General features: G+C 41.4%; 18 protein-coding genes and 1 tRNA gene. 13 read left to right on the top strand and 6 right to left on the bottom strand.

Annotated features, from left to right (window positions below):
- Positions 1 to 1,117 precede the first annotated feature (1,117 nt).
- From QWZ17_RS18435 to QWZ17_RS18415, 5 genes are all read left to right on the top strand, one after another.
- Positions 1,118 to 1,768 (top strand): hypothetical protein, encoded by a 651-nt coding sequence (locus tag QWZ17_RS18435; RefSeq protein WP_290306765.1) that lies wholly within the window; start codon positions 1,118 to 1,120, stop codon positions 1,766 to 1,768.
- Positions 1,769 to 1,776: 8 nt separating this feature from the next.
- The gene (locus QWZ17_RS18430; protein ID WP_290306764.1) at positions 1,777 to 2,817 is read left to right on the top strand and encodes an XRE family transcriptional regulator; all 1,041 of its coding nucleotides are present in this window, start codon (positions 1,777 to 1,779) and stop codon (positions 2,815 to 2,817) included.
- Between the two features lie 119 nt (positions 2,818 to 2,936).
- Complete coding sequence (locus QWZ17_RS18425) at positions 2,937 to 4,661, top strand: hypothetical protein (RefSeq protein WP_290306763.1); 1,725 nt, start codon at positions 2,937 to 2,939, stop codon at positions 4,659 to 4,661.
- A gap of 223 nt (positions 4,662 to 4,884) precedes the next feature.
- Complete coding sequence (locus tag QWZ17_RS18420; protein ID WP_290306762.1) at positions 4,885 to 6,537, top strand: phage tail sheath family protein; 1,653 nt, start codon at positions 4,885 to 4,887, stop codon at positions 6,535 to 6,537.
- Positions 6,538 to 7,108: 571 nt separating this feature from the next.
- The gene (locus QWZ17_RS18415; RefSeq protein WP_290306761.1) at positions 7,109 to 8,299 is read left to right on the top strand and encodes a winged helix-turn-helix domain-containing protein; all 1,191 of its coding nucleotides are present in this window, start codon (positions 7,109 to 7,111) and stop codon (positions 8,297 to 8,299) included.
- A 97-nt stretch (positions 8,300 to 8,396) separates the two neighbouring features.
- Here the strand turns inward: QWZ17_RS18415 and sucC are convergent, their stop codons facing one another.
- The 3 genes from sucC to QWZ17_RS18400 form a co-directional block, all read right to left on the bottom strand.
- Positions 8,397 to 9,590: an ADP-forming succinate--CoA ligase subunit beta gene (gene sucC, locus QWZ17_RS18410; protein ID WP_290306760.1), complete on the bottom strand. Its 1,194-nt coding sequence runs from the start codon at positions 9,588 to 9,590 to the stop codon at positions 8,397 to 8,399.
- 318 nt (positions 9,591 to 9,908) lie between these two features.
- Positions 9,909 to 10,373, bottom strand: a complete 465-nt coding sequence (gene rnhA / locus QWZ17_RS18405) for a ribonuclease HI (protein WP_290306759.1) — start codon at positions 10,371 to 10,373, stop codon at positions 9,909 to 9,911.
- 115 nt (positions 10,374 to 10,488) lie between these two features.
- Positions 10,489 to 12,582, bottom strand: coding sequence for a heavy metal translocating P-type ATPase (locus QWZ17_RS18400; protein WP_290306758.1), 2,094 nt, complete (start codon positions 12,580 to 12,582; stop codon positions 10,489 to 10,491).
- Positions 12,583 to 12,698: 116 nt separating this feature from the next.
- On the opposite strand from QWZ17_RS18400, the gene QWZ17_RS18395 reads away from it, so the two are divergent.
- The 4 genes from QWZ17_RS18395 (at position 12,699) to QWZ17_RS29680 (ending at position 13,299) form a co-directional block, all read left to right on the top strand.
- A tRNA-His gene (locus tag QWZ17_RS18395) sits at positions 12,699 to 12,772 on the top strand.
- A 61-nt stretch (positions 12,773 to 12,833) separates the two neighbouring features.
- A complete protein-coding gene (locus QWZ17_RS18390) occupies positions 12,834 to 13,031 on the top strand; it encodes a hypothetical protein (RefSeq protein ID WP_290306757.1) in 198 nt (65 codons plus the stop codon).
- A complete protein-coding gene (locus tag QWZ17_RS18385) occupies positions 13,031 to 13,198 on the top strand; it encodes a hypothetical protein (protein WP_290306756.1) in 168 nt (55 codons plus the stop codon). The genes QWZ17_RS18390 and QWZ17_RS18385 overlap by 1 nt, the downstream gene beginning before the upstream one ends.
- 29 nt (positions 13,199 to 13,227) lie before the next feature.
- Positions 13,228 to 13,299, top strand: coding sequence for a hypothetical protein (locus tag QWZ17_RS29680; protein WP_353959509.1), 72 nt, complete (start codon positions 13,228 to 13,230; stop codon positions 13,297 to 13,299).
- 82 nt (positions 13,300 to 13,381) lie between these two features.
- Here the strand turns inward: QWZ17_RS29680 and QWZ17_RS18380 are convergent, their stop codons facing one another.
- The 3 genes from QWZ17_RS18380 to QWZ17_RS18370 form a co-directional block, all read right to left on the bottom strand.
- Complete coding sequence (locus tag QWZ17_RS18380) at positions 13,382 to 13,762, bottom strand: DUF5071 domain-containing protein (protein WP_290306755.1); 381 nt, start codon at positions 13,760 to 13,762, stop codon at positions 13,382 to 13,384.
- 192 nt (positions 13,763 to 13,954) lie between these two features.
- Complete coding sequence (locus QWZ17_RS18375) at positions 13,955 to 14,581, bottom strand: TetR/AcrR family transcriptional regulator (protein ID WP_290306754.1); 627 nt, start codon at positions 14,579 to 14,581, stop codon at positions 13,955 to 13,957.
- A gap of 12 nt (positions 14,582 to 14,593) precedes the next feature.
- Positions 14,594 to 15,343 (bottom strand): SDR family NAD(P)-dependent oxidoreductase, encoded by a 750-nt coding sequence (locus QWZ17_RS18370; RefSeq protein ID WP_290306753.1) that lies wholly within the window; start codon positions 15,341 to 15,343, stop codon positions 14,594 to 14,596.
- A gap of 318 nt (positions 15,344 to 15,661) precedes the next feature.
- Between QWZ17_RS18370 and QWZ17_RS18365 the strand changes: the two genes are divergently transcribed.
- The 4 genes from QWZ17_RS18365 to QWZ17_RS18350 are packed head-to-tail and all read left to right on the top strand — an operon-like array spanning position 15,662 to position 19,180.
- A complete protein-coding gene (locus QWZ17_RS18365) occupies positions 15,662 to 16,654 on the top strand; it encodes an SPFH domain-containing protein (protein ID WP_290306752.1) in 993 nt (330 codons plus the stop codon).
- 9 nt (positions 16,655 to 16,663) lie between these two features.
- Positions 16,664 to 17,125 (top strand): tetratricopeptide repeat protein, encoded by a 462-nt coding sequence (locus QWZ17_RS18360; RefSeq protein ID WP_290306751.1) that lies wholly within the window; start codon positions 16,664 to 16,666, stop codon positions 17,123 to 17,125.
- Position 17,126: 1 nt separating this feature from the next.
- On the top strand, positions 17,127 to 18,254 hold the full coding sequence (locus QWZ17_RS18355) for a TFIIB-type zinc ribbon-containing protein (RefSeq protein WP_290306750.1): 1,128 nt from the start codon (positions 17,127 to 17,129) through the stop codon (positions 18,252 to 18,254).
- 5 nt (positions 18,255 to 18,259) lie between these two features.
- Positions 18,260 to 19,180 (top strand): hypothetical protein, encoded by a 921-nt coding sequence (locus tag QWZ17_RS18350; RefSeq protein ID WP_290306749.1) that lies wholly within the window; start codon positions 18,260 to 18,262, stop codon positions 19,178 to 19,180.
- Positions 19,181 to 19,486: the final 306 nt, after the last annotated feature.

Here is a 19,486-nt window from a genome sequence, read left to right as displayed (position 1 = left end):
ACTTAAAAAGCGACCGGTTTTATAACTATGTCATTGCGAGCGCAGCGCGGCAATCTCGTAGCCCTACTGAGCGAACTATTACGGTAACGACCTTACTTCGTTGTAATCGAAAACATCGGCCCGCTCTTGGCCGCGGGTGGGCCAAGTCCTTTTTGTCTTGAAACAAAAAGGACCAAAAAATTCAAGTCGGCAGAAATGCTTCTTTGCCGCACGGGCCTTTGCCCCGCAAATCGGACAGAACCTGGGCTGGAATTATTTTGCCCTCAGCCTCGCTGCCCCTCTCCGCAAAAACTTCCTATGCCCTGCCACCGCACCGCCCACCATCGTTCTGCCCGCTTTCGCCCGAAGCTTCACTGCCGACGGGAAAGGGGAATAGAAGCAAGAGTCAAGAATCAAGAGCCAAGACCGGAATTTTCCTTCCGTCGTCGCGAGTTTGTAAATCCAGGGACTCTGAAAGTGAAATGACAACATCAAAAAAATGGGGTCATGCTGAGCCTGTCGAAGCACGCGGGCGAAGGCCTCTGCGCGCGACCCTTCGACAGGCTCAGGGTGACAGGCCGCCTTACTTTAAAACATAACTTGTCATGGGTAGGAACGAAGCAATCTCCCTACTATGCTCCAATCTGTTTAGGGAAATAAAATTATTTAGTAGTAGCCAACTAACATCTACCCACCGGCAGGCTGTTAGTATTAATTTATTAGCCGATATTTGTTTTACATGGAAAAACTAAGAAATTTTTACGCCTTGTTTTGGATTTTAGGTTTAAGCCTGCTGCTTTACGCCTTCTTCAGGATAAAGCAGGAAATCTTTCGGCCTAAAAAAACGGTGGGGGAGATTAAGAAGGTTGCTGTGAGGTAAGGTTCGATCAAAACAAACACAAGTAATCCTTGCTCTCCCCGTTATACAAAACTGCGCCCAAAGGAGCTGATGTTAAACGCCGGCTCTCATATCAAAACGATCGAAAATTCTTCCTGCTTTATCGTCTACCTAAGTTGCGAAAATTCATTAATACATGCCATTCTACTCTTCACTTAAATGATTGGAATATTTTTCAATAAAAAAGTGGAATATTTTTTTGATTTTTGGAGGAATTTTTATCTTTGTTAAAAAAAGAATATGAAAAGAAACCTATTAATCCTATCAGATTATAAGGAGAGCATTGGCAGCGTTCATGATCAAATCGCTTCGATAATTAACCTGTCTGTTATTGACTGGAATATGATACAGGATTATTCTAATACTCTTGGTATTGGATCGGTTACATATAAGCCTCGTACTAAGGCCGGCATGGTTCATGATCATATTTCACACCGCATTTTTAACGAATTTTACGAAAATCCAGATGTTAAAGCGGTAGAGATAAATGGTGTTTTTGGTTTTTTATATAAGGATATTTTCTTTATCAGATTTAAAAAAATGGACCCGAGAAGTTTTAAAATAAGCGGCGCAGATACATTTCAAAGCATAAAATATCGTTATCAAGATAGTAGCATTCCGGGTCTACCTGCAAGACCGACCATTCTTTACGCAGGTTATTCGCTTGATAAAACAGGTTCTCAAGTACAAGGTATTTACACCGCATGCTGGGATGGTGATCGACTTATGTGGATTGATGAGTATGGCGGAGACTCCATGGAACAAATTACTTTCGGCTTTGATGAAGTGGATGAAAAGAAAAAACAACAGGAAATCGAACAAGTAATTAGACGCGTAACTGTTAAGAAAAACGTAAAAAGAAAGAACACAAATACTGGTACTAATAACTGATACAGCTTATGAAATATAATCCTCAAATGTTGAAGCTTGCAAGAGAGCTTAGGGGATATACGCAGATTCAACTTTCTGGAATTATGGGTGTTACGCAAGGCACCATTAGTAAAGTTGAAAAATTTGGCTCCGGTTTCGACGATGACTTGGCTAAGTTGGCATCGCTAACATTAAATATTCCCGTTTCTTTTTTTGAAAATCAAGACATGATTATTCCTATCCAAGGAGAATTCAGAAGGAAATTGTCGACGACAGTTAAGCAATTAAATCAGAATAATGCAAAGATAATTATTGCAGAAAAGCAGTTATTAAAATTGCTTGATGGTATCGAGATAAGTGCAAATGAAATACCAACCTGGGATGTTGATTTTCAGGGCAGCCCCACGATATGTGCTCAGGAAATTAGAAAGAATTGGAAAATGCCGAGAGGGAGAGTTGAAAATCTCGTCACCATAGTCGAAAATAAAGGAGCCATTATTATTCCGTTGTCATTAAATGATATGGATGGTTTTAGTATGTATACTATTAATGGTATTCCTTTAATTTTTATTAATAAAGATATCCCTCCTGATAGAACAAGACTGACAATTGCACATGAATTAGGACATGTTATTATGCATTTATCTTGCACTGTTGATTCTAATCGAGATAAAGAGGCGGAGGCTTTTGAATTTGCCGCAGAATTATTGATGCCAGAAGCGGATATTAAGCCTCAGTTAGTTCGTTTAAATCTTGTTTCCTTGGCTAATCTAAAAAAATACTGGAAGACATCTATGCAGTCTCTCATAAGAAGGGCGAAAACATTAGGTTTACTTACTGATAATCAATCAAAGTATCTTTGGATGCAGATGGGATCAGAGGGATATAGAACTAAAGAACCTGCCTTTTTTTCACATGAACAACCGTCGGTTTTGAAACAGATTATTGATGCTTATTTGCAAGATCTTGATTATAGTATAGAAGAGTTAGCTGAGTTAATCGATAGCTCAATTGAAGATTTCACTGATAATTTTATTCAAAATAGAGTTTCGGTTATGAGGAAAATTTAACGGAGCTTGTCCTTAGTGTAGATTTATTCATGTAGTTCAACAAAATTTCGATAGGACTAATATGCTTAAACTTTAAAGGCAACGATATAAATCTACTAAATTCTATTAATTCTTTTGCGATGGAAATTATCCTTACTCCTGAATATCATGATCTATTTCCTGGCGAGGAAGATAATTTAGAACAGCTTCTAATCGATATCCCATCATTATTGATATTGAAGCTAATTTCAATGATTAATGCAGAATTGTATGCAAATGATAAAGGGCAATTTACTCAAACTAAAATCTTCAATCTGTTGCTTGGAAGGCAGCCAGCTTCAATAAAAGATAAGATTATAAATAATGCACAAGAAAAAGTACGAAGAAACCCAAATGAGCAAACTCATTTTTTTTCGACTCTTTATAATATGAATTTTTTGCATTATGAATTAGTTAATTTTCGAGAGTTGCCGATGAATGAAATTACTCCAGAGCAAGATTTAAGGCTATTTAAAGCTTATTTTCTTGTCGTCGAGGAAGTAAATAAAGTCTACCGTTCAACATTAAAGAAGACACCAGAGTATGACGCTGAATATTTTGGAAAAATGACTTGGCCGACGTTAATTGACCAATTTGAATTAAATTATAAACTAGAACCATATACAATTATGATTCGGGGTTCGGTGTTTTTTAATTACATACAATGCCATTCTCAATACTCCATGTATGTTAAAGAATATCTTGATAAGCATAAAAAGGTAACAGCGCTCAATTATTTGTTAGATATATATAATATTTTAATTTCCGGTTATAACAAAACGAAGGAAAATCAAGAGAGCGGATGGGCATCATTCAAAATATCTCGAACTGATGGCTTTGACACTTTATTCGAACAATTTAACCTCACAGAGAGGGAATATCAACAAGTATTTAAAAATGGAAAGAGTAATTATTCTGGTATAAAATCCAAACCACTTTATGCCTATGATAATAATAATTGGTTGATCCTTAGCTGGCCGTTCCTTATAAATAAGATGTATGAAGGGCTGTTATTTGACTTTTATAATATATCTGGAATCAAAATAGAAAAGAAGTTTAAACAGTTTATTGATTTTAAAAATTTTGTCGGCGAAAAAATCACAGAAGAATATTTATCACGAAAGTTATTACGCTCTTCTTTTCGAAGCAAATACCAGACTATTTTCTTTGATGATAAAAGCAGGCAGGGATTGCCAGATTGCTATTATAGAAAAGGTAATAAAGTTATCTTGTTCGAAATAAAAGATGCTTACTTCCCTGCTTCTGCAATAAATTCATTTTCGTATGATAAGATTACCGAGGCCATAGATTTGAAGATGAATAATGATGGAAAGGGTACTGGTCAAATTCTCAAGCAACTGGGCTCTTTAATCGATCAATCTATTGAGAAGCCGCAGGGTTATAAACATGTTAGAAATTTGCAAATATATCCTGTTATTGTTTATGCTGATTTGTTTTTTAACATGCCAGGGATTAATCATTATCTTGAGAATTCATTTGGAAGAAAAATAAAAGAGTTGAATCTTGATAAGGAATTTAAATCAGTTCATCCACTGACACTCATTAACATAACATTCTTGATAAGTTCTTTTGACTTATTTGATGGGAAACAACTTAGCCTGATTTCTTTAATGGACCATTATCATAAGTTTATAATTGCCAAGCAGAAACGCGCTGAAAAAACAAGAGACTTAAATGACCATATAAATTCCTATCAGCCTTTTGAGCAGGTAGTAAGCCATTTGCTTCCTTATGATAAATCAGAACGCGATTATGTTAAGGCGACCATCGAGGCACTAGATTTAAGTGAAGGTTTACCAAGGTAGGTTATCAATAGAAAATCTCGATAATTTGGGGGCGAGCCCCGCTGTTCATAGTCTACCGCTGTCCGAATGTCTCCGACTTCGGACTACTATGCCAGTAGTTTATAACTACAGTAATAAAGTATAATTAGAAAGTATTCCTATCTGCTTCGGGTAGTTTGAAAACTACAATATAATGGTCCGAAGTCGGAGACATCCGGACAGCGGGTTAATATCAAGTAGCAAGATGGAATTGCAAACTTCAAAATTCGCCCGCACAACCCCTTCCTCAAAATTATTGCCTACCTTCGACCTATCCAATTTATACCTCCAAACCATGAACCTTTCCAATATCAAAACGCCCGGGGTGTATATCAATGAAATTAACGCGTTCCCCAATTCGGTAGTGCCGGTGGCTACTGCGGTGCCTGCTTTTATAGGGTATACACCGCAGGCTATGTATGAGGGAAAATCGTACACAAACGTGGTGCAGAAGATCACTTCGTTTGCCGATTTTATGGCTATTTATGGATACCCTGATCCGCCCGCGCCGGCCGAAGCAGCTAAGCAGTATAGTCCGCAATATTATTTGGTGCCGCAAAAGAGTCATCCGGTTAAGGGGGCGTATATAGAGATAAACAGCACGTATTACAGTATTGTGCCCGATTGTAATACCATTTATTACCTGTACAACAGTATCCGTTTGTTTTACCAGAATGGGGGCGGGGATGCTTATATCGTTTCGGTGGGCACGTATGGAAGTCCATCTGGCGTGCCGGGTATTCCGGGAGCGCAGATGATTAACCCCAATGTAATTTTGAACGATTTGCTTGACGGATTGGCACTGTTACGAAACGAGCAGGAACCTACCATGTACATATGCCCCGAAGCAACTTTACTTTCCGTAGCAGATAATGGCACCTTGATGCAGGCGATGCTGTTACAATGCACAGAGATGCAAACGGCTATCAGCATATTTGATATTATTGGCGGCGATGCGCCCGACCCTATTTTGTACACCAATGATATTGCAACCTTCCGCGATAACACCGGCGTGCAGGGGCTTAACTACGGTACGGCTTATTATCCTTTTGTTGGCACCACCATGATGCAACAACAGGATATGGATTACCGCAACCTGTTTGGCGGCGACGTTGACGCGTTAGCAGGCCTGCTAAACGCCGCTGCCGACCCAATTTTGAGCGCTATTTTTAGCCAGATAAAAAGCGGACTTTTTACACCCAGCCAAAACGACAACGCTTTGCGCATTGCCAGCAGGGATTACCCCATTATTTGTAAGGCGGTTTTAGGTATGATAAACCTGTTGCCCGCAAGCGGAGGCATGGCGGGTGTGATGACGACAATTGACAGCCAGGTAGGGGTTTGGGAAGCCCCGGCCAATACGGCCATTGTGGGGGTAATATCGCTGCCTATCAAGCTATCAGACAGCCAGCAGGGGAATTTAAATGTAGATGCCGTAACAGGTAAGTCCATCAACGCCATCCGGTTTTTTAACGGGATAGGGATTTTGGTTTGGGGTGCACGCACGCTGGATGGTAATAGCAACGACTGGAGATATTTATCGGTACGCAGAACCATGACCTTTTTGGAGCAATCATGTAAACTGGCCGCCCAGGCCTATGTTTTTCAACCAAACGATAAAAATACCTGGGAGGCGGTAAAAGCCATGATTGGTAGTTTTTTAACTTCGGTTTGGAAAGAAGGCGGCTTGCAGGGCGCAAGCGCGGCCGACGCGTTTTCGGTAGATTGTGGATTGGGTAGCACCATGACAGGGGACGATCTGTTAAACGGATTTATGAATGTGGCCGTCAAAGTTGCCGTAGTACACCCGGCAGAATTTATAGTGATCACCTTTCAGCAGCAAATGGCACAAAGTTAAAATCTAAAATTGCTATATCCCCAACGTCATTACGAGTTATAAAATCCGGCGGACTTTGAATGTGGGGATGGCGTAAAACCATCTTTTCCACCCTGTCATCCTGAGGAACGAAGGATCTTCTTCGCCCTGTAAATCACCTACTTTTCTATTGAAGAAGATCCTTCACTGCGTTCAGGATGACAACTTTTTACAACACGTCATGGGTAGTTTTAAAATCCGGCGGACTTTGAAGGCGCGAATGACGTTGCATTACTCCCCTTTCTACCCTGTCATGCTGAGGAACGAAGCATCTATTCGTGGACTTTCAGAGCGAAACGCAAACGGCGTAGAATAGATCCTTCAAGCGTTCAGGATGACAGAGTTTGCGCTGATGCGAGATGACCGGATACCTCAATGTTCTTTACCAAAAGATGTTAAGGGTGTGTTTATATTAACTATTTGATTGCTAAATACTTAATATGTTAACTAATTGAAATATGTTAAGTTATGTTAACCCAATTTTGGCATATTTTCCCCTGCAACAATTTGCGCAAAGCTGTCCTATTTTCAAAATATTTCCTTATTTTGAGTTATGGAACCACTAACCCTCACCAAACACCAGGCTCGCAAAATTATACTAAATGCTGCTGGCTTGGCCCGGCACGCGCAGTTTGGCACCGGTATAGAGGCGGTGTACCGGCTGATAGATCACCTTGGTTTTGTGCAGCTTGATACCAATTACGTGGTAGAGAGGGCGCATCACCACGCTTTAGTCGCCCGTGTGCCCGATTATGAATTGCCATGGCTACGGGAGCTGGTTGAGGATGGGCGCATTTTTGAGTATTTTACGTCTGATGGCGGTTATATCCCGATGAAGGATTTTCGGTTTTCTTTGCCTGTTAAAGAAGCCTTTGCGGCTAACCGCAAGGGCGTTACCCCGGCAGAAACCCGGTTGATGAAACAGGTGCTCGACCGTGTGGAGCGGGAAGGCCCCCTGATGGTTGGCGATTTTGAAAACGACCGCGTAGAAGCAAGCTCCGGCTGGTGGGACTGGCGACCGGCCAAAGTAGCCCTTGAACGCTTATACCTGGATGGCAAACTAACCATTACCCGTACTCCGGCTTTCCACAAGGTGTACGATGTGCCCATGAACTCCGTGCCGCCCGAAACCGACTTAACCGCACCCACGCCCGAAGAATACGCCCGCTTTGTAATCAGGCGCACCCTGGGTGCTCTGGGCATCGCTTATGTTAAAGATTTGGCCTGGCGCGCCCGCTATGTAAAAGGCAACCTGGTAAAAAAAGAGCTGGAGAAAATGGTAGCTGCCGGCGAAGTGCGAACCGTACAGGTAGAGGGATTAAAAAGCGCACCGCTTTATATGCTGCCCAATCAGCCTGTGGATATTGAGTTAGCCGGCGATGCCTTTATCCTGTCGCCCTTTGATGTAGTTAACGCTTTCAGGCACCGTTTAAAAGATTTTTTTGATTTTGATTACCAGATAGAATGTTTTGTGCCCGCGCCGAAACGCAAGTATGGCTATTTCTCCTTACCGGTACTGGTGGGCGATACCTTTATAGCCCGCATGGATGCCAAAGCCGATAGGAAACAAAAAGTGCTGATTGTTCATAACCTGCATTTTGAGGACGTGGAACTTAATGAAGCGATGACAGCAAAATTGATAATAACTCTCAAAGCCTACGTTCAGTTTAATAAATGCCTGGATATTGTATTTAAAAAATCAAACCGGGAGGATTACCTTGAAGAGTTGAGCAAGGCTTTTTAAATGATAATATGAGGGATAGGATTAACCAAAGGCTATAGCACAAAAAAAGACGATGAGCTTTACACCCATCGCCTTTCAATATGCCAATCAGCTTTAATTACAAAGCCAATACTTCTTTTACTCTTTCTGCAGCTTCTTTAAGCAAGATGGCCGAGAATACTTTTAGGCCCGAATTATCAATCAGTGCTTTTGCTTCGGCAGCGTTGGTGCCTTGTAAACGTACAATGATTGGTACAGGGATGTTGCCAATTTCCTGGTAAGCGTCAATTACACCTTGCGCAACACGGTCGCAACGAACAATACCACCAAAAATGTTGATTAGGATAGCTTTTACGTTTGGATCGCTCAGGATGATGTTAAAACCAGCTTTAACAGTTTCGGCATTGGCAGTACCACCAACGTCAAGGAAGTTGGCAGGCTCGCCACCGGCAATTTTAATAATATCCATAGTTGCCATAGCTAAACCGGCACCGTTAACCATACAACCTACGTTACCGTCAAGCTTTACATAGTTAAGGTTTGATTTACTTGCTTCAACCTCTGTTGGGTCTTCCTCATCGGTATCGCGCATAGCAGCGTAATCCGGGTGACGGTATAACGCGTTATCATCTATGTTAACTTTAGCGTCAACAGCTAAAATTTTGTTATCAGATGTTTTTAATACCGGGTTAATTTCAAATTGAGAAGAATCGGTTGCATCATAAGCTTTGTATAAAGCAGCGATGAACTTGGTCATATCTTTAAACGCTTCGCCGGATAAGCCTAAGTTAAAAGCTATTTTACGGGTTTGGAAACCTTGTAAACCAACTTTAGGGTCAATTTCTTCTTTAAATATCAACTCGGGGGTTGAGTGTGCAACTTCTTCAATGTCCATACCACCTTCGGTGCTGTACATGATAATGTTGCGGCCTTTTGCCCTGTCAAGCAAAACGCTCATATAAAATTCTTTGGTTTCGCTTTCACCAGGGTAGTAAACATCCTGAGCTACTAAAACTTTCTTTACCTTTTTACCTTCTGGCCCGGTTTGTGGAGTAACCAATTGCATGCCGATGATGTTGCCTGCAATTTCTTTAACCTGATCGTGGTTTTTGGCAAGCTTTACGCCACCGCCTTTGCCGCGACCACCAGCGTGGATCTGCGCTTTGATCACTACCCAGCTCGATCCCAGGTCTTCTTTCAATTTTTGGGCAGCTGCAACAGCCTCTTCGGGTGTATCAGCAACTATGCCTTCCTGTACTCTTACGCCAAAGCTTTTTAATATCGCTTTGCCCTGATATTCGTGAATATTCATGCTTTTTGAAGAATTTGCGGTAAATCTACAATTTTTGTTTAAAGGAGACAGCCCTTTGTTGACTTTATTTGCCTGCGGTCAATTTAATAACAATGGTTTTACATTTGGACTATAGGACTTTTGGACTGTAGGACTTTTGGAGCAAAGATTTTTGGACAAAAGAGCAAGGACTTTAGGACAAAGGAGCAAAGACTTTTGGACTGTAAGACTATTGGACAAAGGAACAAGGACCTTAGGACAAAAGACTTAAAACAGTAATTTACCAATGACAGCGCAGCGCAATGACCAAACGACTAATGACGGCGTAGCCAATAATGACTAAATTCCCTTCGCGTGTTCTACTTCAAAAACGGAATCTATCAGGAGTGGAGCTTTTTTGCCGGCGGCTACGGCCAGTTGGTCGCAGCGTTCGTTTTCGGGGTGACCGTTGTGGCCGCGTACCCAGGTAAACCTAACCTGGTGCAGTTTACTTACCTCAATATAGCGCATCCACAGATCTTTGTTTTTTTTACCGGCGAAACCTTTTTGTACCCAGCCGTTCAACCATCTTTTTTCGATAGAATCGATCACATATTTAGAGTCGGAAAAAACCATTACCTGCTGATTGGGCGTTTTTAAAGCTTCCAGTCCTTTGATAACAGCTAACAGCTCCATGCGGTTATTGGTGGTTTTGCGAAAGCCTTCGGCAAGCTCTTTATAGTGTTGGCCCGAACGCAATATTACCCCATAACCGCCCGGTCCCGGGTTACCACTTGATGCACCGTCTGTAAAAATTTCGATCATGTAATTAGTTCATAGTTGATGGTTCATAGATCATGGCATGAACCGTTATGAAGGCCAAAAATAATAAACTTTACGGTTATAATGCCCTTGCGAAGCTGCCATGAACCATGAACGATTAACCATGAACTTTCTTAATCTTCAGCCTCAACGAATTACCAATTACCACCACATCAGAAAAAGCCATAGCGAATGCCCCTACCATGGGGTTTAAAAAGCCGAACGCCGCGATTGGGATGGCTATAATATTATAGGCAAAGGCCCAAAAGAGGTTTTGTTTTATGGTGATGAGCGTATGCTTGCTGATCTGTAAAAACTTAATTACCGACTGCATATCGGTATTTAACAACACCACACTGGCCGATTGGATGGCTACCTGGCTGGCATCGTTCATGGATACGCCAACATCGGCCTTAGTAAGGGCAGGGGCATCGTTTATGCCATCGCCTATCATAATGGTTTTGCCTTTTTGTTTGTAAATGTCAATTACGGCAAGCTTTTCGTCGGGCAGTTTTTCTGAGTGTACTTCGGTAATGCCTATCATGCTGGCTACCTTTAAACAGCGGTCTTTTTTGTCGCCACTTAAAAGTATGGGTACAATCCCCATTTTTTTAAGCTGACTGATCAGCGAAGCGGTTTCGGGCTTAACCTGGTCGTCAATAGCTATTTGGGCCAGTAATGCCTGATTTTTATAAAGGGAAATGTTAAAATTATTGTTGGTGTTTTGCTTTGCGGTCCCCAAAAAGTAGTGGTTGCCTTCTACATCTTCGGCACGCATGCCCAGGCCTTTTTCTTCCTTAACCGTTTTAAGAATCACCTTTTGTTTGGCGAGTTTGCTTAAACCCTCAACCAACGATTTAGCAATAGGGTGATTTGAGCGTTCCTCAATAGCGGTAATAATTCCCCTGACCTGTTCAATATCCGCACCCGCTTCGGCTTTAATTTCATTAATGGCGAATTTGCCTGTGGTTAAAGTGCCGGTTTTGTCAAATACCACATATTTGGTGTTGGCAACGGCCTCAATGGTATCGCCGCCTTTAATCAGGATACCGTTTTTTGCAGCCCTGCCCAAACCAACCATAATGGCTGTGGGTGTAGCTAAACCCATGGCACAAGGGCACGAAATTACCATAACCGCTATAGCGTTCATCAATGAACGCTGCATGCCCGCGCCACCAACAAAATAAGTAAGTATAAAAGTAATGAGCGCTATCAGTAATACCGCGGGCACAAATATAGAGGCTACCTTATCACCCAATTTTTGAACAGGAGGTTTGGCCGCCTGCGCTTTTTTCATGAGGTCGATAATTTGCGACAAGACGGTGTTTGAACCTACCTTGGTGGCCAGCATATGGATATTGCCGTTTACCAATATGGTGCCGCCAATTACTTTATCGTATTTTTCCTTTTCAACAGGTAAACTCTCGCCGGTAAGCATCGATTCATCAACCGAGGCGCTGCCAGAAAGGATCTCGCCATCAACCGGCACCTTATCGCCTTGGTTAACCAGCAAAGTATCACCCGGACGTACCTCTTTTGCACTGATCACTTCCACACTGCCATTAATAACCCGGTTGGCATTAACATGTTGAATTTTGATAAGGTCTTTTACTGCCGATGTAGTTTGCGTAACGGAACGTTTTTCAAAAACATTACCTAACAACACCAGTGTTATTATAGTGGCACAGGTTTCATAAAACTGGTATTGCTCCCCTAAATTTTGAATGGTACCCACCAGGCTATATATAAATGCCGATGTTGAGCCGATAAAGATCAGCACATCCATATTGGGCACACCGCCTTTAACCGAGCTCCAGGCGCTTTTGCCAAAATGGAAGCAGCCCACTATAAATACCGGCAGGCACAGAAATAATTGCACCATGGGTTGATGCAAAAAATGCCAGGGCAGCAGCATATGGAGTAAAAGCGGGGCGGTAAAGGCGGCACAGAAGATAAATTTGTTTTCAACCTTATCGTAAAACGGAGGATTATGCGTCGCGATATCGTCAATTACTTTAAAACCTAAATTTTCTATGCCTTTAATTACTTCGGGCAGTTTGCTGTCATCGGCGGCAGAGAATTTTACCTCTTCGCCGGCAAAGTCAACGAGTATATTTTTTAAACCCTTTTTTTCGAGGAGTTTATGGACAGACATGGCGCAATTGTTACAATGCATCCCGGTCACGTTCAGTTCAATTAATTGCTCGGCCATAGTTACAAATTTAGCGATTACTGATAATCGTTCTAAATAAATGAGGTAAGCCGAATGTAATTTTAAAAATAGTTTGCAAATAACCGGGAGTTTTCTACTTTTGCACTCTCCAAACGGTAGATGTAGCTCAGTTGGTTAGAGCATCGGTTTGTGGTACCGAGGGTCGTGGGTTCGAGCCCCATCATTTACCCGAAAGCCTTTCATGAAAATGAGAGGCTTTTTTGTTTATATTGCATTATAAAGATAAACTCATGGCAACTATCATCATTCAAAGCGACAGTTCTGATAATCTTGACCTGATAGCTAAGCTTGCAAAGAAATTGGGCGATAAAGTTAGTACACTTACGGATGAGCAGTCGGAAGATATTGCCTTAGGGAAAATAATAGATAAGGTTAAAACCGGGAAGTCTGTTAGTCGCGACGCCATCATGAAGAAGCTTCTTAGCTAATGGAGCTTGTATTTGATAAATCGTTTAGTAAAAGTATTGACAAGCTAAATGACAATACCATCAAAGAAAAGATTGCCCAGGTCTTCATTGATATTGAAGCTGCCGAATCGCTTGCAGCAATAGCAAATGTTAAAAAAATGCAGGGTTTAAAACTTATTATCGGATAAGAATTGGCGATTATCGCATTGGCGTTGAATTGGAAGATGCCTTAACACTAAGGTTTATTACCGTATTGCATAGAAAAGATATCTATAAGAAATTTCCATAAGAGTAGCTTAGGTGAGGTGTTGGCGCATTATTTACCCAAAAGTTTCTCGTGAAAATGTGAAGCTTTTGCTTTATATTATAAATTATTTATAATCCCCATTTAAAATAGCAATCGCTTCCAGATTCACCTCGTCCTCAATTTCAACTTTTGATGGGAATTTTGCAATTCGTTCAATCTCGATTAACAAAAGAGGATCGGTTGTATCTCTCACCAAATTTGTCAATACCCAATATTCCCACGTCGAATCGTTTGTTCTTAAAATCTTAATTATTTCAGAAGTCATTCTACTCACAAATGGCTTTAAAATATCGGCAATAGGCCGGCCAATAGGCCAATTCATATCTTGCATCCACACTAACAATTCGGGTATAATGGGTTTCAACTCTTCAAATGAAAGTTTTTTGAGTCCGTCAATTACTTCCTGGTCGTCTTTGTGCTTTGGTATGAGTTCTCTGATGTTCATGTTCTATTATTTAAATAAATATATGGAATTAACGACCTGATTCAAAACTGAACACGAATTTGGAAACACGCCAAATTCAGTCAAATTTTAAAAAAAGGGGTTAGCTCCGCACCGTTACTTAGGCCAGAATCCTCTCACGGAAATGGGAAGCTTTTTATAAGAGCTTCCTAAAACTATAACTTTCATCGGCCTTCAGGCTGATAATACAATTAAAGCCGTAGCAATAATATCTTCAAAAAAGCTCCGGTCGGTGGTGGATTTGACCGATACCTGCATGCCTTTAACGGTGTTGTTCAAGAAACGGGCGAGCGCTTTGGGATCTTTGTCGCCTTTAATTTCTCCTTTTTGTTGCCCTTGCTGTATCAGCTTTAAAAAAGCCTGCTCCAATTGATTTTCGGTGTCGCAAATAAGCTGGTTAACTTGCTGGTCATGACTCCCAAGCTCAATACCTGCATTAACCATGAAACATCCTTTACGTTGTTCATCGTTTAGGAGGTCTTTAACCACCAGCTCTAATAATTTACGAATGGCATCTTTTGTTGATGTTGCCTGGTTGGTGAGGGTGTACAGGAGGCTGCCATAACTTTGCTGGTAGGTTTCAAGCGCCCTGATATATAATTGATGTTTATCGCCAAAGGTATCATAAAGGCTTGATCGGCTAATTCCCAGGCCATCAACCAGATCCTGCATCGAGGTTCCGTTATAGCCCTTATCCCAAAAAAGACAGACTGCCTTTTTCAGCACTTCATTTTCATCAAAATCTTTACTTCTTGCCATAAACAGAAAAAGCCCCGTAATTAACGGGGCAAATTTAATCATTTTTGCTGATGCTTAACGGTGACCGCCGCTGGCAATCAATATTTCGCCGGTTAACCAGCCCGAATCTGCAGAAGCCAGGAACACCGCTATAGGCGAAATATCATCCGGTTGCCCGATACGTCCCAACGGCACCTGTGTTTCCAGTTGTTTTTGAAAATCGCTGCCAATAAAACCCGCGGTAATAGCACCTTCAGTTTCTACCATGCCGGGGTTAATAGCATTAACACGTATGTTTTTAGGGCCTAATTCTTTTGATAACACTTGTGTTATAGCATCAACGGCACCTTTAGTTGCAGTATATACCGCGCTGCCCGGAGGCGTAATACGCGTTACTGTCGAGCTAATGTTGATGATGCTGCCGCCACGGTCGCCAATGCTTTTTACCGCGCCCTGGGTTACCAGTAATAAGCCCAACACATTGGTGTTAAACTGGCGGTGATAATGCTCTTCTGTAATTGCTTCAATGGCACCAAACTCATAAACGCCGGCATTGTTAACCAAAATATCTACGGCACCAAATGCAGCCTCTGTTTCGACAAACAGGCGTTCAACATCTGCTAATTTTGATACATCGCCTTGTACAGCTACAGCTTTACCACCGGCGGCAACAATATCGGTAACAACTTTGTCGGCACCTGCTTTGGCCGATGCATAATTAACAATTACGGCTGCACCTTCGGCCGCTAAACTTTTAGCAATACCTGCGCCAATTCCTTTAGATGCACCGGTTACTACTGCTACTTTATTTTCTAATTTTTTCATTTCAAAAGGTCGTTCAAGTTTTAATCGGAATGAACGTTCCGAAAGTGGAAAACTTTTCGGATCAATCGTTCCGGAATTATATAACATGATGGCGGGATGACAAAAGAGGCAGAATGTTTTCTGCTGTAAGCGAGCACTTGGCGGGTAAAAATGACTAAACAGATTTTGTTTGCCCGTTGCAAAAAAGTTAAAGCAACTCTCAATCGCCTAATAATCATCGGTGATATTGGCAGAGAAGTATTGTTTTTAACAATTTATATTTTCAGATTAGTTGTTATATTAGTCGTCAACAATAAACATTATCACATTATTATAAATATGCCAGAATTAACCCAGGTACTTGAGTTTTTAGATAACACAGGTAGTATAATGGTAAAAAGGGTTCCTGAAATGGGACCAACCGAAATTAAATGGGGATCGCAACTTACTGTTCGGGATAGTCAGGAAGCTATATTTTTCAGGGATGGGCAGGTTGTCGATGTTTTTTCGGCCGGTCGGTATATGCTGGAAACACGAAACTTTCCGCTAATAACCAAGTGGGTAACCAGTTTTGCTTATGGGCCAAATTCGCCGTTTCGCGCCGAAGTTTACTTTACCAATAAAAAGCTATTTACCAACCTAAAGTGGGGTACACAGGAGCCTATCCTGTTTGCAGATAAGGACCTGAAAATGGTGCGATTGCGGGCTTTTGGTAATTATACTATCCAGATAGCAGACTCCAGGACGTTTATTAACCAGATAGTTGGCACCATGGGCTTGTACCAGGACACCGATATAGCCGATTATCTTAAAAATATTATCGTATCCAGGTTAACGGGAGTAATTGGGCGGCAGGCACAATCGGTAACGGAATTGCCTGCTGTTTATGATACCATGAGCGCCAACACCAAAATAGCGTTGCAGTCTGATTTTGAAAATCTTGGTCTTTCGCTGCATGATCTTTACATTGCTTCAATATCTGTTCCCGAAGAAGTTCAGCAAATGATAGATCAGCGTTCGGGTATGTCGGCGCTGGGTAATATGGACGAGTTTATGAAGTATAAGATGGCCATGTCTATACAGGATGCTGCTAACAACCCGAACGGATTAGCCAGTCAAACCGTTGGCAGTGGCGTGGGGTTGGGCATGGGCTTCATGATGCCGCAAATGATTCAGCAAACTATGGCACCGGCTGTGCAAGCGGTTGCTCCCGCGGCCGATCAGAAATCGCCGGTAGAAAAGCTTAAAGATCTGAAAGGTTTATTGGATATGGGGATAATTACGCAGGCAGAATTTGACCAGAAAAAAACACAATTACTAAGCCTTATCTAATCAATATCCATGATTAACAGCCACCCTCACGACCTGTTTGTAGCAGCAAGTCGGCTTGTTCATGAGCAGTTACTTTTTGATGCCGCTCAGCAATTTTTGTATATAAAACAAACTTATCCCGATGATGAACTGGCCGATGATGCCTTGTTCAATGCGGGCTTGTGCCACTTTCATATGAACTCCTTTGAAACCGCCATACGCATTTTCAGAGAGATAATAGAGCAATATCCCGAAGCGACCATTTACCATGATGAAGGGACGAACGAGTTTGGCCGCACAGCCGCCAAAGCACATTATTCTATCATTAACTGTTACCTGGGTTTAAACCAGGTAAACCAGGCCAGGACAGAATTGGCTGCGCTTAAGCATTATGATGACGCTTATGTACTTACCGGCATGAACCAAAAAATAAGCTACCTTGATTTGGCCCAAAAAGCCATTGAAACCTTTGAACAATTTAACTTAAACTAACATGGAATCTAATACTGCACAATTTGCAGGTGCAACTAATGCCTGCAGTAATTGCGGTGGCACGCTGGAGTATGATTTTACCGTAAATGCTAATAAGTGCCTGTACTGTGGCAGTGTTTTTAAAATCAACCAGCAGCCTGCAGCTAATGCAGATTCACAGGCACCTGATGCCGGGTGTATACGGTTTAAAAACAATTTTGATGGATTTAAAGGCGCCGTAATTCTTTTTTTAACAAGCGGCAAACAAACGCCGGTCAACTTATTGTTTGAAGCCAGTTTTTTACAGGTTGAACAGCTTTATATACCGTTTTACCAGTTTACCGGAATTTATGATGGTTATTATAATTCGCTGGATAAGCATGGAAAAGTAATAGCTCAAAACACGCCTCTTAATGGCGAATACGCTGTAACCGCCTACGGAGGATACGACGAAGCAGAAGGAAAAAACGTAATGGATTTTGCCATTGCTGCCAATAAAAAGTTAATTGCCCCAATTACCTCAACAGGTACCGACGATGTGTACCTTACCGATAACGCGCCTGAAGCCGCAGCCTGGGAAAATTTTGGCAAGTTACAGGCCGCGGCAAAGGTTTATCGTACACTTAACGAAGCCGACGCCGGGCATCAGCATAACCATTATTTAAAATATCACGCCAAAAATACCAGTATGTTTTATTATCCCGTTTGGCGCACAACCTATATTTATATGGGCAAAAGTTATAATATTTATATGGATGATGTATCAGGCGAACTAATGGCAGACCGGCCTGTGGATATGGGGCTTTGCCCGCCAACACGCGGCGCCACCTTCAAAAAAAATGCGCTGGTTGGTTTGGGAATTTGGTTTGGTATGTTGGTATTGCGTGCTGCTTTGACGGCCATAGCCGGCAGTAAATTTGATATATACGCTACTCACCCTATGAACAACATTGCATTTAGTAATCCCCTAAGTTTATACTGGTATTTAAGAGGTATGGTATTTTTAGTAATCTTTCCTACGCTGATGGCTACCGTTTTTTACCCGGGGGCAATAAACAGGTATTACTCCAAATTACAAAATTTTCGTCAGCGTAACCAGGATCTTGTAGCATCGGGCCGAAAAAACATAGCGTTTAATCTTGATCACTAATTGCCTTGGAAAACAAACGCTTAGAAAAGTGTAAAAATTGTGGCGCCGAATTGGAGGCCGCGGTAGGTAATGTAATTAAATGCGCCTATTGTAGCAGTGTTTACCATATAGATCAACCGGGCAATGAAGCAACCGTAACAAATGAAAACGAAAGGTGGCAAGGTTTAGACAACGTTTCTGCCAATAACACGCCATCGCCAGACCCTGTTCAAGCTAATGGACAAAGCGATAACACTGGCTGTGTTATTTTTGTAGTGATAGCAATTTTACTTCTAATAATATTTTTCGGTGTTATTAAGACAAATAGAGGCGAAGGAACCACCGACGGCGCAGATAGCACAGTAATAGATACATCTGCCGCTTCGATATCAATGCAACGGCAGCCTGAACAACTGTCGGAAACAGCAGAACTCAGCCTGAAAAAACTATCTGTGATTAGCATAGATCGTGAACTTTTCAAAAAACTTTATCGGGAAAGTGCACCAACAACAGACCTTGCTATCCATGAAACTTATTTAAATAGCAAAGATTCACCAGAGAAAAAAACTGCAAACGGTTTATATATCCATATGCAATACGACGATATCGTTTACACTTTTTATTTTGCAACTCAATATACAACAGATGTGCCATTGGAGATAAAAAATGTAACATTTCTTGTTGACGGTAAACGGTTACATTATTCACCAAGCTTTACAACAGAAACGCTCAAAAATCAAACAAGACAATACAGCGACGAAGTAATTTATGATGATAAGATTTCGATGTTGTTAAGAATAGTTAAGGCAAAAAAAGTAGTCATCAAATTTAACGGCAAAAAATATAGCAGACAAATGATTTTACCCAAGGATCAGCAAGATGCCTTATTGCGACAACTTCAGCTTTACAAAGGCTTGCTGTTAGGATACGGAAAGCCGGCCAAATAACCCTGAAGGATATTCTTGCAGTAAGGTACAGCTACTATGTCGTCAATTTTTTTAAAAATACCTCCTATTCTGTTGTATACATTATAAGCAAACCTGATTTAAAATCACGTTTGCTTATATCTATAGCCGTTTCTCATTTTGACTACAAATGTCCTCAGTTAGGCTACAAAGCGCAAAGGGCATGTGCCCACCTTTGTGGTATCATTAATTGAAGGATAAATATTAATGCGAATCAAGGGTTAAAAAATAAGGTATATAAAAGCGGCGGCTATTTTTCCAAAAACGTGCACGAGTAATCCGTTAGTA

This window comes from Mucilaginibacter flavus (genome assembly GCF_030409315.1).
Lineage (GTDB): Bacteria > Bacteroidota > Bacteroidia > Sphingobacteriales > Sphingobacteriaceae > Mucilaginibacter > Mucilaginibacter flavus.
This window is presented reverse-complemented; position numbering and strand designations above follow the sequence as displayed.

Bases quoted from the DNA above. Each gene is read 5' to 3' on its own strand.
- QWZ17_RS18435 (WP_290306765.1), top strand. From the start codon at position 1,118: ATGAAAAGAAACCTATTAATCCTATCAGATTATAAGGAGAGCATTGGC.
- QWZ17_RS18430 (WP_290306764.1), top strand. From the start codon at position 1,777: ATGAAATATAATCCTCAAATGTTGAAGCTTGCAAGAGAGCTTAGGGGA.
- QWZ17_RS18425 (WP_290306763.1), top strand. From the start codon at position 2,937: ATGGAAATTATCCTTACTCCTGAATATCATGATCTATTTCCTGGCGAG.
- QWZ17_RS18420 (WP_290306762.1), top strand. From the start codon at position 4,885: ATGGAATTGCAAACTTCAAAATTCGCCCGCACAACCCCTTCCTCAAAA.
- QWZ17_RS18415 (WP_290306761.1), top strand. From the start codon at position 7,109: ATGGAACCACTAACCCTCACCAAACACCAGGCTCGCAAAATTATACTA.
- sucC (WP_290306760.1), bottom strand. From the start codon at position 9,590: ATGAATATTCACGAATATCAGGGCAAAGCGATATTAAAAAGCTTTGGC.
- rnhA (WP_290306759.1), bottom strand. From the start codon at position 10,373: ATGATCGAAATTTTTACAGACGGTGCATCAAGTGGTAACCCGGGACCG.
- QWZ17_RS18400 (WP_290306758.1), bottom strand. From the start codon at position 12,582: ATGGCCGAGCAATTAATTGAACTGAACGTGACCGGGATGCATTGTAAC.
- QWZ17_RS18390 (WP_290306757.1), top strand. From the start codon at position 12,834: ATGGCAACTATCATCATTCAAAGCGACAGTTCTGATAATCTTGACCTG.
- QWZ17_RS18385 (WP_290306756.1), top strand. From the start codon at position 13,031: ATGGAGCTTGTATTTGATAAATCGTTTAGTAAAAGTATTGACAAGCTA.
- QWZ17_RS18380 (WP_290306755.1), bottom strand. From the start codon at position 13,762: ATGAACATCAGAGAACTCATACCAAAGCACAAAGACGACCAGGAAGTA.
- QWZ17_RS18375 (WP_290306754.1), bottom strand. From the start codon at position 14,581: ATGATTAAATTTGCCCCGTTAATTACGGGGCTTTTTCTGTTTATGGCA.
- QWZ17_RS18370 (WP_290306753.1), bottom strand. From the start codon at position 15,343: ATGAAAAAATTAGAAAATAAAGTAGCAGTAGTAACCGGTGCATCTAAA.
- QWZ17_RS18365 (WP_290306752.1), top strand. From the start codon at position 15,662: ATGCCAGAATTAACCCAGGTACTTGAGTTTTTAGATAACACAGGTAGT.
- QWZ17_RS18360 (WP_290306751.1), top strand. From the start codon at position 16,664: ATGATTAACAGCCACCCTCACGACCTGTTTGTAGCAGCAAGTCGGCTT.
- QWZ17_RS18355 (WP_290306750.1), top strand. From the start codon at position 17,127: ATGGAATCTAATACTGCACAATTTGCAGGTGCAACTAATGCCTGCAGT.